This window comes from Achromobacter sp. NPDC008082, assembly GCF_042957345.1.
In the GTDB taxonomy this organism is placed as follows: domain Bacteria; phylum Pseudomonadota; class Gammaproteobacteria; order Burkholderiales; family Burkholderiaceae_B; genus Achromobacter; species Achromobacter kerstersii_A.
The window spans coordinates 536032-551814 of sequence record NZ_JBIBIB010000002.1 but is presented as its reverse complement, the minus strand read 5'-3'; the positions used below and the strand labels follow the sequence as shown (position 1 = coordinate 551814).

Below are 15783 nucleotides of genomic sequence, written 5' to 3'. Positions count from 1 at the left end.
GCCACCCCTCTACCGCTTATGACCACCCATCACCTTGTCGTTCAATCCCCCGGCCTGCGCATCGAACAGGCGGAGCAGCTGGCCGCACTGGCTCAGGCCCAGGGCGTGGCGCGCATCAACAACACCGCCGCACGCCTGCTCGACGTGCAGCACGACCCCCTGACGCAAGCCGAAGTCGTGGCCTGGGCGAATAACAACGGCGTCGACGTGGCGTTCGTGCCAGCCGGCCTGAAGCTGTCTGGCTGCAAGGTCCTGGCGATGGACATGGATTCCACGCTGATCAACATCGAGTGCATCGATGAAATCGCAGGCGTGGTGGGCGTGAAGGACAAAGTGTCCGAGATCACCGAAGCCGCCATGCGCGGCGAAATCAAAGACTTCGCCGAAAGCCTGCGCCGCCGCGTGGCCCTGCTCAAGGGCGTGCCGGCCGAAGCGCTGGAACAGGTCTATGTGGAAAAGCTGCGCCTGAACCCGGGCGCGGAACGTCTGATCTCGACGGCCCAGGCCGCCGGCATCAAAGTGCTGCTGGTCTCGGGCGGCTTCACCTTCTTCACGGACCGCCTGCGCGAACGCCTGAATCTGGACAGCGCGCACGCCAACACGCTCGAAATCAACAACGGCCTGCTCACCGGGCAGGTCGTTGGCGACATCCTGGACGCTCAGGCCAAGGCGGTCTACCTGCGCGAATTCGCCCGCACGCACGGCGCCACGAAAGAACAGATCATCGCCATGGGCGATGGCGCAAACGACCTGCTGATGCTGGGCGCCGCGGGCTTCCCCGTCGCTTATCACGCCAAGCCGCTGGTGCGCGAGCAGACGCGTTTCGCCTTGAATGTCACCGGGCTGGACGGCGTGCTGAACTGGTTTGAAAGCTGATCCGCTGTTCGCGTTTGCGCCAAGCAAAAAAAAGCCACCTTGCTCAGGTGGCTTTTTCATTCTTGCTACCGGAACTGATCAATACCGGACTTTCAGCGACAACAGGGCTGCGCGGCCCGTACCCAGCGCCGCGTAGTGCGCCGCGTAAGCCTTCGTGTAGTACGTTTCGTCGAACAGGTTCAGCACGTTCAACTGCGCCGAGAAGTGGTCGTTGAATTCGTAGGCCGCCATCGCGTCAAAGCGCCAGTACGAGGGCACCCAGCGCGCCTTCGGCGTACCGTCGGCGTTTTTCGTGGCGTCTGAATTGCCGTACACCTTGTCCACGTAGTACGCGCCGCCGCCCACCGTGAGCTTGGGCAGCACCTTGTAGGTGGTCCACAGGCTGAAGGCGTTACGCGGGGTATTGGGCAGGTCCTGGCCGACGGCGCCGCTGTTGTAGGCGCCCTTGGTCATTTCGCTGTCCATGAAGGTGTAGCCGCCGAACACGTTCCATTTGGGCGTGATGCTGCCCGAGAAGCCCAGTTCGATGCCGCGCACCTTGGCCTCGCCCACTTGCGCCACCTCGGTGGCGGACACGGCCACGCTGGTGTTCTTGCGCGTGTCGTGGAATGCCGCGGCGGACAGCGTCAGGCGGTCTTCGAAGACTTGCCACTTGGTGCCCACTTCCACCGTGCGGCTCTTTTCAGGCGCAAGCGACGAAGTCGACAGCGATGTTGCGTCGCTGATCGCGCCTGCGGCGATGGCCGACGGCGTAGACGAGGTGCCGTAGGTGGCGTAGATCGTGCCATTGGGCAGCGGCTTGTAGGCCAGGCCCAGCTGGTAGTTGAACAGGCTGTCTTCGCGGCTGGTGCTGTAGAACGCGGGCGTGCCTGCCGGGTCGCTGCGGCCGGCGGCGATGTTGCTGCCGCTGGTGCGGTAGTTGTCCCAACGGGCGCCGACGCTGGCTTGCCATTGTTCGTTGAACTTGATGGTGTCAAAACCGTAGACCGCCACCGTGTCGGTGTTGTAGCGCGCCGGGTTGTTGTTGCGTTGCAGGGTGCCCGGGTAGTCGGTGCCGGGGTCCGGGTTCCACAACGCGGCGCACAACGCCGGGTTGGCATAGGTGTTGCGGCCGTTCGTCGTGGCGGTCACGCAATTGCTGCCGCCCGCGGGCACGCCGGTTTCGGTGTAGCCGTCTTTGTTCTGCTTGATGTTGCTGTATTCAAAGCCCAGGTCGAACGTGTGCTTCAGGCTGCCGGTATCGAACTCGCCCGTCAGATCGGTCTGGTTCGCGAAGCTCTTGGTCACGTAGTAGCCCGACTTCAATGCGCGGTACACCAGGCCGTTGGCCACGTTGCCTTTGCTATCGTCCGGGTTGGTCGCGGCGAAGTCCGTGGTGCCGCGGCCGTAGCGGGTCACGTTGCGCAGTTGCAGCTTGTCAGAAAAGTCGTGCTGGAAGTCGACGGTGGCAACATCATCACGCGTCTTCATGAAGTCGCGGCCCGTCAGGCCGTAGAACGACTTGCGGCTGACGCCCATCGTTTCCGTCACCGGCTGGCCCGTCTTCGGGTCATACGGGATGGAGTAATCCGGCATGCTGTCGTCTTGGTAATGGTAGTAGCTGAGCGTGATGCGGGTCGGCGTGCCCACACCCAGCATCAGCGACGGGGCCACGCCCCAACGCTCGAAATCCACCGCGTTGTCGCGGCCAGCCACATCACCCTTGTTGCCCATGACGTTCAGGCGGAAGGCGGCTTTCTCGTCGAGGCGCCAGTTGCTGTCGATCGTGGCGCGGTAGTTGTTGTCCGTACCGATCTGCGCGGTGGCTTCTGTGAAGTCCGTCGCCTTGGGCGTCTTGCTGATCATGTTGATGCTGCCACCGGCGCCGCCACGGCCAGAGTAGACCGAGTCCGGCCCCTTGATCACTTCCACCTGTTCCAGGTTGAAGGTGTCGCGCACTTGCGTGCTGGAGTCGCGAATGCCGTCCAGGAACAAGCTGCCCGCGGAGTTCTGGCCACGGATGATCGGCAAGTCGCCACCCGGGCGGCCGCCTTCGCCCGCACCGAACGTAATGCCCGGCGAGTTGCGCAGCACGTCCTGCAACGTTGACGCGGCTTGATCCTGAATCACCTGCTTGGGCACCACCTGTACGGTGCGCGGCGTATCCAGCAGCGGCGCCGTCATCTTCGGCGACGGAACGGTCGTGGTTTGGTAGGCCGATCCTTCGCCTTCCACGCGAACCGGCGACAGCTGCGTCACGCCCGCGTCAGCGGTTTGGGCGGCAGCGTAGGGGCTGATGAACAGGGCGGGCGCGGCAATGGCGGCGGCCAGCGAGGTAGTGAGCGTATTCAGGGAATACGAATCTTGGGGCTTCAAACCAGCTTCTCCAGAACGTAAATAGCAACGATTCTTGTTTTTTTACCGGTTGCGATTTTGATCCTGGCCGCTGAATGAAACCTGAATGAAAGCAATCCGCGCGAGGAAAAGATGAAAATACAACACTTGATCCGCGACGATCGCTATATATACCTGCTTATAGCGACGCTTAATGGTGCCGAATACACAGCCGAGGGCATTCGCGCATTCATTCATCCCGCCACAATCAGGGACGCCTCGGAAAGCCCTTTGATGCCGCCACCACGCGGGGCGAGCGCTGGTGGATCACTTTCCACGGCCCCAAAAGAAAAACGCCCCAGACGGGGCGTTTGACGCATTGGCGGGCCTTCAGGCGCGCAAACGTGGGTGGCGTTTGAACAGATAGCGGTACACGAAGCCGGGATACGCCAGCACCAGGAACAAGCTCAAGGTGATGGCGTAGAACTCCCAGGTCTGGGAAAAGCGATTCCCCAGCGTGGATTCAAACGCAAAGCCCAGCGCGCCGACGATGGCGTAGAACACCAACACTTCAACCAGACGCAACCAGAACGGCTTGACCGCTTCCGCCCCGCCCTGCTTCCAGGGCAATACGGCGAACACCCGCTCCGTCAGGAACGGGAGGTTTGCGCTGACCAACGCCAGCGCAATCAACAGCCATACCGCCAGCGTCTGGTTCATGGCTGCGTTCCGCTTACAGGCTCAGCGACGAACGAATCGCCTGCACGCACAGCGCCATCAGGCCACCGGGCAGCAAGCCCAGCACCAGCATCATGGCGCCGTTGATCGACAGCAGGCCGCGTTGGCCGCAGGTGGCGACGATCGGGGCGGCGTCCGCTGCCGGCTCGTCGAAGTACACGACCTTGACGACACGCAGGTAGTAGAACGCGCCGATCAGCGAGAACAGCACGGCCACCACAGCCAGCGTCACGTGGCCGGCGCTAACCAGCGACTGCAACACGGCCAGCTTGGCGTAGAAGCCCACCAGCGGCGGGATACCCGCCAACGAGAACATCAGCAGCAGCACAATGGCGGCATGCCACGGGCTGCGGCGGTTCAGGCCCTTCAGGTCGTCGATGTGCTCGCACTCGAAACCTTGGCGCGACAGCAGCAACACGATGCCGAAGCTTGCCAGCGTGGTCAGCACGTAGGTCAGCATGTAGAACAGCGACGCGCCATAAGCGGCGGACGACAGTTCCGGCTTGCCCGCGACCGACCCCGACATCAGGCCCAAGAGCACGAAGCCCATGTGCGAGATGGTCGAGTAAGCCAGCATGCGCTTGAAGTTGGTTTGCGCGATGGCGGTCAGGTTACCGATAGCCAGCGACAGCACGGCCAGGATCATCAGCATCGGCTGCCAGTCGGCGGCCAAGCCATGCAGGCCGTCCACCAGCAGACGCAGCGTGATGGCGAAGGCCGCCAGCTTGGGCGCACCGCCCAGGATCAGCGTGACCGCAGTCGGCGAACCCTGATAGACGTCCGGCACCCACATGTGGAACGGCACGGCGCCCAGCTTGAACGCCAGGCCCGACACCAGGAACACGATGCCGAACACCAGCGCCATCTTCTCGGCCTTGCCGGCGGCGATGACCTTGGACACTTCAGCCAGGTCCAGGTGACCCGTCGCGCCGTACACCATCGACATGCCGTACAGCAGGAAGCCCGAAGCCAACGCGCCCAGCACGAAGTACTTCATGGCGGCTTCGGTGGCGACGACGTCATCACGGCGCAATGCGATCAGCGCGTACAGCGCCAGCGACATCAGTTCCAGGCCCAGGTAGATGGAGATCAGGTTCCCGGAGGAAATCATGACCATCTGGCCCAGCAGCGCGAACAGCGTCAGGACGTAAAGTTCGCCGCCCTTGAGCATGTCACGGACTTGGGCGTAGACACGGCCGTAAACCAGCGTGGCGCCCACGGCGATGTAGGACGCGATCTTCAGCAGGTGCGACAGTTCGTCGGTGACGTACAGGCCGTTGAAGGTGGCGCCCGTGACGCCGTTCTTCCATTGCACGGCCGACACGACGGTCAGCACGCCCAACACCAGCATGGTCAGCAGGAACGTCGGCTTGCGCTCGGGGTGATTGCTGACCGCGTCGACGAGCAGGATAGCCAGGCCGGAAACCAGCAGAAGGATTTCCGGTGTCGCCAGGGCGAAATCGATTTGGGATTGCATCATTGTCTTGTCTTACAGTTTCGAGACGGCAACGTGTTGCAGCAGGGCCTCGACCGACACGTGCATCACGTCGGTGAAGGGCTTGGGATAGATCCCCATGTACAACACGGCGATCGCCATCACGCCAAGAATCACAAATTCGCGGCGGTTGATATCGGTCAGCTCGCGGACGTGGTCGTTGGCGATGTCGCCCAGAACCACACGCTTGACCATCCACAGCGAATACGAAGCACCCAGGATCAGGGCGGTAGCCGCCAACAGGCCGATCCAGAAGTTGTGCTCGACGGCGCCCATGATCACCATGAACTCGCCGACGAAACCGCTGGTGGCCGGCAGGCCGCTGTTGGCCATCGAGAACAGGATGAAGAACGTCGCAAAGCGCGGCATCACGTTGACCACGCCGCCGTAATCGGCGATGCGGCGCGAGTGCATGCGGTCATAGAGCACGCCGATACACATGAACATGGCGCCCGACACGAAGCCGTGGGAGATCATCTGCACGATGGCGCCTTCGACGCCGGCCGTGTTGAAGATGAAAAAGCCCAGCGTCACGAAACCCATGTGGGCCACGGACGAGTAAGCCACCAGCTTCTTCATGTCTTCCTGGATGATCGCCACCAGGCCGATGTAGATCACCGCGACGAGCGACAAGGTGATCATCAGGCCAGCCAGGCTGTGCGACGCGTCCGGCGTGATCGGCAGCGAGAAGCGCAGGAAGCCATAGGCGCCCAGCTTCAGCATGATCGCCGCCAGCACGATGGAGCCGCCCGTGGGCGCTTCAACGTGAACGTCCGGCAACCACGTGTGCACCGGCCACATCGGCACCTTCACCGCAAAAGCCGCCAGCAGCGCCACGAAGATCAGGATCTGCTCGGTCTGGCCCAGCTTGACCTTGTGCCAGGTCAGGATGTCGAACGAACCACCCGATGCGTGCCACAGGTAGATGAACGCGATCAGGGTCAACAACGAACCCATCAGCGTGTACAGGAAGAACTTGAATGCCGCGTAGATACGGTTATCGCCGCCCCACGCCCCGATGATGATGTACATCGGGATCAGCGTGGCTTCGAAGAACACGTAGAACAGCATGCCGTCCAGCGCGGCGAACACGCCCACCATCAGACCCGACAGGATCAGGAAGGCGGCCATGTACTGCGCCACGCGGCTGGTGATGACTTCCCAGCCGGCCAGCACCACGATGACGGTGATGAACGCGGTCAGGAGGACGAACCACAGCGAAATGCCGTCGATGCCCAAGTGGTAGTTGACGTTGAAGGCTTCAATCCAGGAAGTCTTCTCCACGAACTGCATGGCGGCCGTGGTGTTGTCAAAACCGGTGTACAGCGGAATCGTGACGAGGAAACCGGCGACGGCGCCGACGAGCGACAGGCCGCGCGTCAGGCCGCGACGATCGTCACGGCCCACCGCCAGCACCAGCAGGCCGAATACGATCGGGACAAAGATCGCAAGCGTGAGCCAGGGGAAAGTGTTGGATGCCATCTCGCTTGCCATCATTGGGGAATCAGCACAAAGAAAGTCACCAGCGCCATGATGCCGATGATCATCGCGAACGCGTAGTGATAGATGAAGCCGGACTGCAGGTGGCGGCTGACCGCAGCCACCCAGCCCACCACGCGGGCGCTACCGTTGACCAGCAGACCGTCGATGATGCCGCGGTCGCCGGTATTCCACAGGCCGCGGCCCAGGGCGCGCAGGCCGCGAGCGATGATCTGCTCGTTGACCCAATCCACGTAGTACTTGTTCTCAAGCACCTTGTTCACGCCAGACAGGCTGGACTTGATCGCGGCCGGAACCTTGGGATTGATCAGGTAGCAGTACCAGGCGATGACGAAACCTGCCACCACCAGCCAGAACGGCAGAGTCTGGAAGGCATGCAGGCCATAGGCGACCCAGCCGTGCCACTCTTCTTGCAGCTCGTGCATGGCTGGATGCTGCGGCAGCACCGTGATCACGCCGTTGAAGAACTTGCCGAACAGCATCGGGTCAACCGCCCAGGCGCCAACCAGCACCGACGGAATCGCCAGCAGGATCAGCGGCAACGTCACGACCCAGGGCGACTCATGCGGCTTGCCGCCATGATGGCCGTGGCCGTGGTCGTCGTGACCGTGGCCGTCGTGGGCATGATCGTCGTGGCCATGGCCGTGACCATGGTCGCTGGTGTCAAAGCGTTCCTTGCCGTGGAAGACCAGGAAGTACACGCGGAACGAGTACAGCGACGTCACGAACACACCAATCAGCACGGCGTAGTACGCGAAGCTTGCGCCCCAGACGTTGGCGTGGCCGGCGGCTTCGATGATGTTTTCCTTCGAGTAGAAACCCGAGAAGAACGGCGTGCCAACCAGGGCCAGCGTGCCCAAGAGGAAGGTGATCCAGGTGATGGGCATGTACTTGCGCAGGCCGCCCATGTTGCGGATGTCCTGGTCGTGGTGCATGCCGATGATGACCGAACCCGCGCCCAGGAACAGCAGCGCCTTGAAGAACGCGTGCGTCATCAGGTGGAAAATGGCCACCGAGTAGGCGGAAGCGCCCAGCGCGACGGTCATGTAGCCCAGCTGCGACAGCGTGGAGTACGCGACAACGCGCTTGATGTCCGTCTGGATGATGCCCAGGATGCCCAGGAACAGCGCGCCGATGGCGCCGATCACGATGATGAACGACAGCGCCACGTCCGACAGTTCGAACAGCGGCGAGAAGCGCGCAACCATGAAGATACCGGCCGTCACCATGGTGGCGGCGTGGATCAGCGCGGAGATCGGGGTCGGGCCTTCCATCGAGTCAGGCAGCCAGGCGTGCAGCGGAACCTGAGCCGATTTGCCCATGGCGCCGATGAACAGGCAGATACACGCCACCGTCAGCAGCATCCAGTCAGAGCCCGGCAGGGTCATCGCGGCCAGCTTGTCGGCTTGGGCGAAGACATCGCCGTAGTGCATCGTGCCGGCGTACGCGAACAACAGGCCGATGCCCAGCACGAAGCCGAAGTCACCGACGCGGTTGATCAGGAACGCCTTCATGTTGGCGAAGATGGCCGTCGGGCGGGTGTACCAGAAACCGATCAGCAGGTACGACACCAGGCCCACCGCTTCCCAGCCGAAGAACAGCTGCACCATGTTGTTCGACATCACCAGCATCAGCATGGAGAACGTGAACAGCGAGATGTACGAGAAGAAGCGCTGATAGCCGGGGTCATCCGCCATGTAGCCGATGGTGTAGATGTGCACCATCAGCGACACGGAGGTCACCACGACCATCATCATGGCCGACAGCGGATCGATCAGGAAGCCGATTTCCAGCTTGGTCTGGCCGATGAGGCTCCAGGTGTAGACCGCGCCGTCAAAGCGCAGGCCGTTCAGCACGTCGCCCAGCACCACCACCGAACCGATGGCGGAGATGAGCACGCCCAGGATCGTGATGACGTGGGACGCGCGGCGGCCGATGGGACGGCCCAGGAACCCGGTGCCGAAAAGGCCCGCGAGAATTGCTCCGGCCAGCGGCGCCAGCGCGATGAGCAAGTAGAGATTGGGTGAGCTAGACATTTTCTTCCAATACCCCGTCAGCCCTTCAGGCGATCGAGTTCGTCAACGTTGATCGTGTTCAGGTTGCGGAACAGCAGCACCAGGATGGCCAGGCCGATCGCCGCTTCAGCGGCGGCCACGGTCAGGATGAAGAACACGAACACCTGGCCGGCGGTATCGCCGAACCAGCTGGAGAACGCCACGAAGTTCATGTTGACGGCCAGGAGCACGAGCTCGATGGACATCAAGAGAATGATCAGGTTGCGGCGGTTCAGGAAGATGCCGAAGATCCCGATGGCGAACAGGATCGCGCCAAGGATCAGATAGTGAGCCAGCGTCAGCGTCATTGTTTTTCTCCTTGGGGCGCGGCGGCGCCGGACGAAGCGTCACGCTTGGCTTGGGCGCGCTCGCTCTGGGCGGGCATGTTCACCATGCGGAAGCGGTCCTTCGAACGGACGCGAACGGCGGCAACCGGGTCGTTGTACTTCACGTCGCGGCGGCGGCGCAGCGTCAGCGCAATCGCGGCGACCATGCCCACCAGCAGCAGCGCGGCGCCCACTTCGATGGCGTAGATGTACTGCGTGTACATGGCTTCGCCGAGCGCGCGGGCGTTGTTGTAGTCGCCTGCGACCGGCGCTTGCGGACCTGCGCCGTACCAGGTGGAACCCAGCACGAACGACATTTCCAGCACCAGCACCAGACCGATCACCAGGCCGAGCGGCAGGTAGGTCTTCAGGCCCTGGCGCATGGCATCCATGCGGATGTCCAGCATCATCACAACGAAGAGGAAGAGCACCATCACGGCGCCCACGTACACCAGCACCAGCAGCAACGCCAGGAATTCAGCGCCCAGCAGCATCCACAGCATGGCTGCGTTGGAGAATGCCAGGATCAGGTGAAGTACTGCGGTGACCGGGCTGCGTGCGGTGATCACGCGGAACGCCGCGATCACCAGCACGGCGGCCAGTATGTAGAAAAGGACAGTGGTAAAAGTCATGGATCAGACCCTGGGCTTCAACGGTAAGGAGCGTCGTCGGCCCGGCGGCGGGCGATGTCGGCTTCGTAGCGGTCGCCCACGGCGAGCAGCATGTCTTTGGTGAAATACAGGTCGCCGCGCTTTTCGCCGTGGTATTCGTGGATATGGGTTTCCACGATCGAGTCCACGGGGCAGCTTTCCTCACAGAAGCCGCAGAAAATGCACTTGGTCAGATCGATGTCGTAACGCGTGGTGCGGCGGGTGCCGTCTTCACGCTGGTCCGATTCGATGGTGATCGCCAAGGCCGGGCACACGGCTTCACACAGCTTGCACGCGATGCAGCGCTCTTCCCCGTTGGGGTAGCGGCGCAATGCGTGCAGGCCGCGGAATCGCGCCGACGTGGGCGTCTTTTCCTGCGGATAGCGCAAGGTCACCTTGCGCTTGAAAAAGTACTTGCCCGTCAGGCGCATGCCCTTGAGCAACTCGGTCAGCATCAGGCTGCCGAAGAAATCTTTGATCGCTTCCATATCCTGCCTCTGCCTGGCGGCTTAGCGCCAAATGTTCCAGGGCGTCTGCATCCAGATCGCCACCACGACCAGCCAAACGCCGGTCAGCGGGATGAAGATTTTCCAACCCAAACGCATGATCTGGTCATAGCGGTAGCGCGGGAACGATGCGCGGAACCACACAAACAACGAGACCACGAAGAACGTCTTCAGACCCAGCCAGATCCATCCCGGAATCCAGGTCAGCGGCGCGATGTCGATCGGGGAAGCCCAGCCGCCCAGGAACATGATCGACGCCATGCAGGACAGCAGGATCATGTTGGCGTATTCACCCAGGAAGAACAGGGCGAAAGCCATACCCGAGTACTCGACCATGTGGCCGGCCACGATTTCCGATTCACCTTCGACGACGTCGAACGGATGGCGGTTGGTTTCGGCCACGGCCGAAATCACGTAGATCACGAACAGCGGCAACAGCGGCAGCCAGTTCCAGGACATGAACGTCAGGCCCTTGTCGGCAAACCAGCCGCGGTTCTGGACGTGCACGATCTCGGACATGTTCAGGCTGCCCGACACCAGCAGCACCGTGACGAGCACGAAGCCGATGGCCAGTTCGTAGGACAGCATCTGTGCCGAGGCGCGCAGCGCGCCCAGGAACGCGTACTTGGAGTTCGACGCCCAGCCCGCCACGATCACGCCATACACGCCAATCGACGTGATGGCCATGATGTACAGCAGGCCGGCGTTGACGTTGGCCAGCACGACATCAGGACCGAAGGGAACCACGGCCCAGGCGGCCAGGGCCGGCATCAGCGTGACCACGGGGGCCACGATGAACAGCACCTTGTTGGCCTGGCTGGGAACCACGACTTCCTTGGTCAGCAGCTTGAACACGTCGGCAAACGGCTGCAACAGCCCCTTGAAACCCACGCGGTTCGGGCCCATGCGCACGTGCATGGCGCCGATCATCTTGCGTTCCCAGTACGTCAGGTAAGCAACGCACAGAATGATCGGCACGGCGATGATCACAATCTTGATGAGGGTCCAGAGGACCATCCAGACCGTCGGGCCCAGCAATGCCTGCCCGTGGCTCTCAAGAACATTAAGCCATTCCATCAGGCACGCTCCACGCTGAGTTGACCGAATGCGCCACCCAGGGCTGCGGTGTTTTCAAAGGCTGCGGAAATGCGCACGGCGCGATCGGCCACGGCATCATCCTGCACGGTTTCGAGTTCGACGGCGCCTTCCGCACCCGTCACGCGCACCTTGACGCCGGCCGTCAGGCCAAGGCTGGTGAGCGTGCGGCCGTTCATGGCGGCGGCGGGCTTCTTCGAGGCCGGGGAGGCTTGCAGCGGCTCGGAACGGCGAACCATGGCGTCGGTGCGGTAGATCGGCACGTCAGCCACGCGTTCCAGGCCGGTTGCGGCTTGGCCCAGACCCAGCGGCGCCTTGACGTCGTTGGACAGGCGGCCTTCGATGCCACCCGCCAGCGCGGCGTCGCGGACCGATTCCGAAGTTTCATCGTCAAAGCCAGCCAGATGCAGGACGTTGCCCAGCACGCGCAGAACCTTCCAGCCCGGACGCGTCTGACCCAACGGCGTGACCGTGCCCTTGAAGCTCTGGGCCAGGCCTTGCGCGTTGACGAAGGTCCCCGAGGTTTCAGTGAACGGCGACACCGGCAGCATGACGTCGGCCCATTCGGCGGCGGCCGAGCGGTAAGGCGTCAGGGCGACGGCGAATTGCGCGCCACGCAGCGCGGCGATGGCTTGCTGGCCGTTGTCGGCATCCAGCAGCGGCTCGGCGTGCAGCACGATGTAGGCCTTCAGCGGCTCGGCCAGCATGGCGGCGGCAGTCTTGCCGCCCTTGCCCGGAACGGCGCCAGCCAGATAACCGCCGACGGTGTTGCCGCCGGAAGTCAGGAAGCCGAACTTGCCGCCGGCCAGGTTCGCCACGGCGCGGCCGTTGGCGGCCAGCGTCGAAGCTTGGGCGCTGGCCACAGCCAGGTTACCCAGCAGCACGGCGGTGCTGGCGCCGGAAGCCAGGCTGGCTGCGATGATCTTGGCGCTTTCGCCCGGGGTGACCGACGCGAATTCGGCCGGCACGGCTTGTTCCTTGGCTTGCGCCAGGGCGACGGCCACTTCGGCCAGCGCGCGCGGCAGCTCGGACGGCGCCACGGTGATGCGGGCGGCGATGGGCATCAGAGGATCGTCAGCGGCGCTGTCGACCATCAGGATCTGCGTGCCGCGCTTGGCGGCTTGACGCAGACGTTGCGCCATCAGCGGGTGATCCTTGCGCAGGAACGAGCCGACAACCAGGACGCGGTCCAGGTTGTCGAGTTCAGCGATGGGCATACCCAGCCACGGAGCACCGGTCAACGCGGCGTCGAAAGCCGGGTCGGTCTGGCGCAGACGGAAGTCGATGTTCTCGGAACCCAGCGCGCGGACCAGGCGGCCCAGCAGCGCATATTCTTCGGTGGTGGCGTATTCCGACGCCAGCGCGCCGATCTGGCCAGCGCCGAAGCTGTCGCGAACGCGCGACAGGCCTTGAGCCACGGCTTGCAGCGCGTCAGCCCACGAGGCTTCCTGCCACTTGCCGTCGGTGCCCTTGATCATCGGGGCGGTCAGGCGGTCGTCGCTGTTCAGGCCTTCATACGAGAAGCGATCGCGGTCGCTGATCCAGCATTCGTTGACGGCTTCGTCTTCGAACGGCACCACGCGCATGACGCGGTCGCCCTTGACCTGAACCACCAGGTTGGCGCCCAGGCTGTCGTGCGGGCTGACCGAACGGCGGCGGGCCAGTTCCCAGGTGCGGGCGCTGTAGCGGAAGGGCTTGGAGGTCAGCGCGCCCACCGGACAGATGTCGATCATGTTGCCCGACAGTTCGGACTCGATCGAGCGGCCGACAAACGTCGTGATCTCGGAGTGTTCGCCACGGCCCAGCATGCCAAGCTCCATGACGCCGGCAATTTCCTGGCCGAAGCGCACGCAGCGGGTGCAGTGGATGCAGCGGCTCATTTCCTCGGCGGAAACCAGCGGGCCCAGATCCTTGTGGAAGACGACGCGCTTTTCCTCTTGGTAACGCGAGGAAGAGCCACCGTAACCCACAGCCAGATCCTGCAGCTGGCATTCGCCGCCCTGATCGCAGATCGGGCAGTCGAGGGGGTGATTGATGAGCAAGAATTCCATCACCGACTTCTGAGCGGCGCGAGCCTTTTCAGAGCAGGTGTGGACGACCATGCCGTTGGTCACGGGCGTGGCGCAGGCGGGCAGCGCCTTAGGCGCTTTTTCCACTTCAACCAGGCACATCCGGCAGTTGGCCGCGATGGACAGTTTCTTGTGGTAGCAGAAATGCGGCACGTAAAGCCCGACTTTCTGAGCGGCATGCATGACCATGCTGCCTTCGGGCACTTCGACCTGATTGCCGTCGACGGTTAGTTCAACCATTGCTGTTCCTGAGACCTACAGATATTGCGGGACCACACAAGACTTATGCTCGATGTGGTGCGCGAATTCGTCGCGAAAATGCTTGAGGAAGCCACGGACGGGCATGGCGGCGGCGTCACCCAGGGCGCAGATGGTGCGGCCCATGATGTTGCCTGCCACGTTGTCCAGCAAGTCCAGATCTTCCGGACGGCCGTGACCGTTTTCGATGCGATGCACCATGCGGTAGAGCCAGCCAGTGCCTTCACGGCACGGCGTGCACTGGCCGCAGCTTTCCTCGAAATAGAAGTACGACAGGCGCAAGAGCGACTTCACCATGCAGCGCGTTTCGTCCATGACGATCACAGCGCCAGAACCGAGCATCGAGCCGGCCTTGGCGATGGAGTCATAGTCCATCGTGCATTCCATGATGATGTCGGCCGGCAGCACCGGAGCGCTAGACCCGCCAGGGATCACGGCCTTCAGTTTCTTGCCGCCGCGCATGCCGCCCGCCAGTTCCAGCAGGGTCGAGAACGGGGTGCCCAGCGGGATCTCGTAGTTGCCGGGGCGTTCGACGTCGCCGGTGATCGAGAACAGCTTGGTGCCGCCGTTGTTCGGCTTGCCGACTTCCAGGTAAGCCTGGCCGCCGTTGCGGATGATCCACGGCACGGCCGCGAACGTTTCCGTGTTGTTGATCGTGGTGGGCTTGCCGTACAGGCCAAAGCTGGCGGGGAACGGCGGCTTGAAGCGCGGTTGGCCCTTCTTGCCTTCCAGCGATTCCAGCAGCGCGGTTTCTTCGCCGCAGATGTAGGCGCCGTAGCCGTGGAACGCGTGCAGCTGGAAGCTGTAGTCCGAACCCAGGATCTTGTCGCCCAGGAAGCCGGCGGCGCGCGCCTCTTCCAGCGCTTCTTCGAAGCGTTCGTACACTTCGAAGATTTCACCGTGGATGTAGTTGTAGCCAACGCTGATGCCCATGGCGTAGGCCGCGATCGCCATGCCTTCAATCACGATGTGCGGATTGAAGCGCAGGATGTCGCGGTCTTTGAACGTGCCGGGCTCGCCTTCGTCCGAGTTGCAGACCAGGTACTTCTGGCCCGGGAACGCGCGCGGCATGAAGCTCCACTTCAGGCCGGTCGGGAAGCCCGCGCCGCCACGGCCGCGCAGACCCGACGCCTTGACTTCGGCGATCACGTCTTCCGGCTTCATGCCGGTGGTCAGGATCTTCTTCAGGGCTTCGTAGCCGCCGCGCTTGACGTACTCTTCGAGGCGCCAGTTGGCGCCGTCGACATCAGCCATGATCTGCGGCGTAATGTGGCGGCCGTGCAGGCACATCGAATTGGACACGTCGTTCAGCGGGTTGGGGTCGAGCCCCTGCGCGAACTGCTTGTACAGGTCGGGCGCGTTCATGCCGACTCTCCTTGCACCTTGAGGGCCGCGACCAGCGCGTCCAGCTTCTCGTCGGTCATGCGCACGCACATATGCTTGTTGTTCACGATCAGCACGGGGGAATCGCCGCAAGCGCCCATGCATTCGCCTTCCACCAGCGTGAACTGGCCGTCGGCGGTGGTTTGACGATAGTCGACACCCAGCTTGCGCTTGAGGTATTCGCCGGCACGATCGCCATCGCGCAAGGCACAGGGCAAGTTCGTGCAGACGGCGATTTTGTTCTTGCCGACGGGCTTGACGTCGAACATGTTGTAGAACGTGGCGACTTCCTGCACCGCAATGGGCGGGACGCCAATGTAATTGGCCACATCTTCAATGGTTTCGGTAGCCAACCAGCCCTTCTCTTCTTGCGCGATGGCAAGCGAGGCCATGATGGCGGACTGCCGCTGGTCGGCCGGGAACTTCGCGAGTTCTCGGTCGATTTTCTGGTAGGCCTGTTCGGAAAGCAGCATAGTTTGAATCCGGGTTATGCGGGCGTGCTCGTGACTGTCTGGGCGGA

13 protein-coding genes are annotated in these 15783 nt (G+C 62.8%); 1 reads left to right on the top strand and 12 read right to left on the bottom strand.

Annotated features, from left to right (window positions below):
- The first annotated feature begins 18 nt into the window (after positions 1 to 18).
- Positions 19 to 876 (top strand): phosphoserine phosphatase SerB, encoded by an 858-nt coding sequence (gene serB / locus ACFZAI_RS09560; RefSeq protein WP_391566685.1) that lies wholly within the window; start codon positions 19 to 21, stop codon positions 874 to 876.
- Between the two features lie 78 nt (positions 877 to 954).
- On the opposite strand, the gene ACFZAI_RS09555 is transcribed toward serB, so the two are convergent.
- The 12 genes from ACFZAI_RS09555 to nuoE all read right to left on the bottom strand — a co-directional run bounded on the left by ACFZAI_RS09555 (position 955) and on the right by nuoE (position 15736).
- The gene (locus tag ACFZAI_RS09555; RefSeq protein WP_391566684.1) at positions 955 to 3231 is read right to left on the bottom strand and encodes a TonB-dependent receptor; all 2277 of its coding nucleotides are present in this window, start codon (positions 3229 to 3231) and stop codon (positions 955 to 957) included.
- Positions 3232 to 3579: 348 nt separating this feature from the next.
- A complete protein-coding gene (locus ACFZAI_RS09550; protein WP_391566683.1) occupies positions 3580 to 3909 on the bottom strand; it encodes a DUF2818 family protein in 330 nt (109 codons plus the stop codon).
- A gap of 13 nt (positions 3910 to 3922) precedes the next feature.
- Positions 3923 to 5407, bottom strand: a complete 1485-nt coding sequence (gene nuoN, locus ACFZAI_RS09545) for an NADH-quinone oxidoreductase subunit NuoN (protein ID WP_391566682.1) — start codon at positions 5405 to 5407, stop codon at positions 3923 to 3925.
- Between the two features lie 9 nt (positions 5408 to 5416).
- Complete coding sequence (locus ACFZAI_RS09540) at positions 5417 to 6919, bottom strand: NADH-quinone oxidoreductase subunit M (protein WP_391566681.1); 1503 nt, start codon at positions 6917 to 6919, stop codon at positions 5417 to 5419.
- Complete coding sequence (nuoL, locus tag ACFZAI_RS09535; RefSeq protein ID WP_391566679.1) at positions 6916 to 8958, bottom strand: NADH-quinone oxidoreductase subunit L; 2043 nt, start codon at positions 8956 to 8958, stop codon at positions 6916 to 6918. Before nuoL ends, ACFZAI_RS09540 begins: the two co-directional genes overlap by 4 nt.
- A gap of 17 nt (positions 8959 to 8975) precedes the next feature.
- On the bottom strand, positions 8976 to 9284 hold the full coding sequence (gene nuoK / locus ACFZAI_RS09530; RefSeq protein WP_006217969.1) for an NADH-quinone oxidoreductase subunit NuoK: 309 nt from the start codon (positions 9282 to 9284) through the stop codon (positions 8976 to 8978).
- Positions 9281 to 9934: an NADH-quinone oxidoreductase subunit J gene (locus ACFZAI_RS09525; protein ID WP_391566678.1), complete on the bottom strand. Its 654-nt coding sequence runs from the start codon at positions 9932 to 9934 to the stop codon at positions 9281 to 9283. The genes nuoK and ACFZAI_RS09525 overlap by 4 nt, the downstream gene beginning before the upstream one ends.
- A 17-nt stretch (positions 9935 to 9951) precedes the next feature.
- Entirely contained in the window at positions 9952 to 10440 is a 489-nt protein-coding gene (gene nuoI / locus ACFZAI_RS09520) for an NADH-quinone oxidoreductase subunit NuoI (protein ID WP_006217967.1), read from the bottom strand.
- Positions 10441 to 10461: 21 nt separating this feature from the next.
- Complete coding sequence (nuoH, locus tag ACFZAI_RS09515; protein WP_391566677.1) at positions 10462 to 11535, bottom strand: NADH-quinone oxidoreductase subunit NuoH; 1074 nt, start codon at positions 11533 to 11535, stop codon at positions 10462 to 10464.
- A complete protein-coding gene (gene nuoG / locus ACFZAI_RS09510) occupies positions 11535 to 13862 on the bottom strand; it encodes an NADH-quinone oxidoreductase subunit NuoG (protein ID WP_391566676.1) in 2328 nt (775 codons plus the stop codon). The genes nuoH and nuoG overlap by 1 nt, the downstream gene beginning before the upstream one ends.
- A gap of 15 nt (positions 13863 to 13877) precedes the next feature.
- The gene (gene nuoF, locus ACFZAI_RS09505) at positions 13878 to 15245 is read right to left on the bottom strand and encodes an NADH-quinone oxidoreductase subunit NuoF (protein ID WP_054424156.1); all 1368 of its coding nucleotides are present in this window, start codon (positions 15243 to 15245) and stop codon (positions 13878 to 13880) included.
- Positions 15242 to 15736 (bottom strand): NADH-quinone oxidoreductase subunit NuoE, encoded by a 495-nt coding sequence (gene nuoE, locus ACFZAI_RS09500; protein ID WP_006217963.1) that lies wholly within the window; start codon positions 15734 to 15736, stop codon positions 15242 to 15244. Before nuoE ends, nuoF begins: the two co-directional genes overlap by 4 nt.
- Between the last annotated feature and the right edge of the window lie 47 nt (positions 15737 to 15783).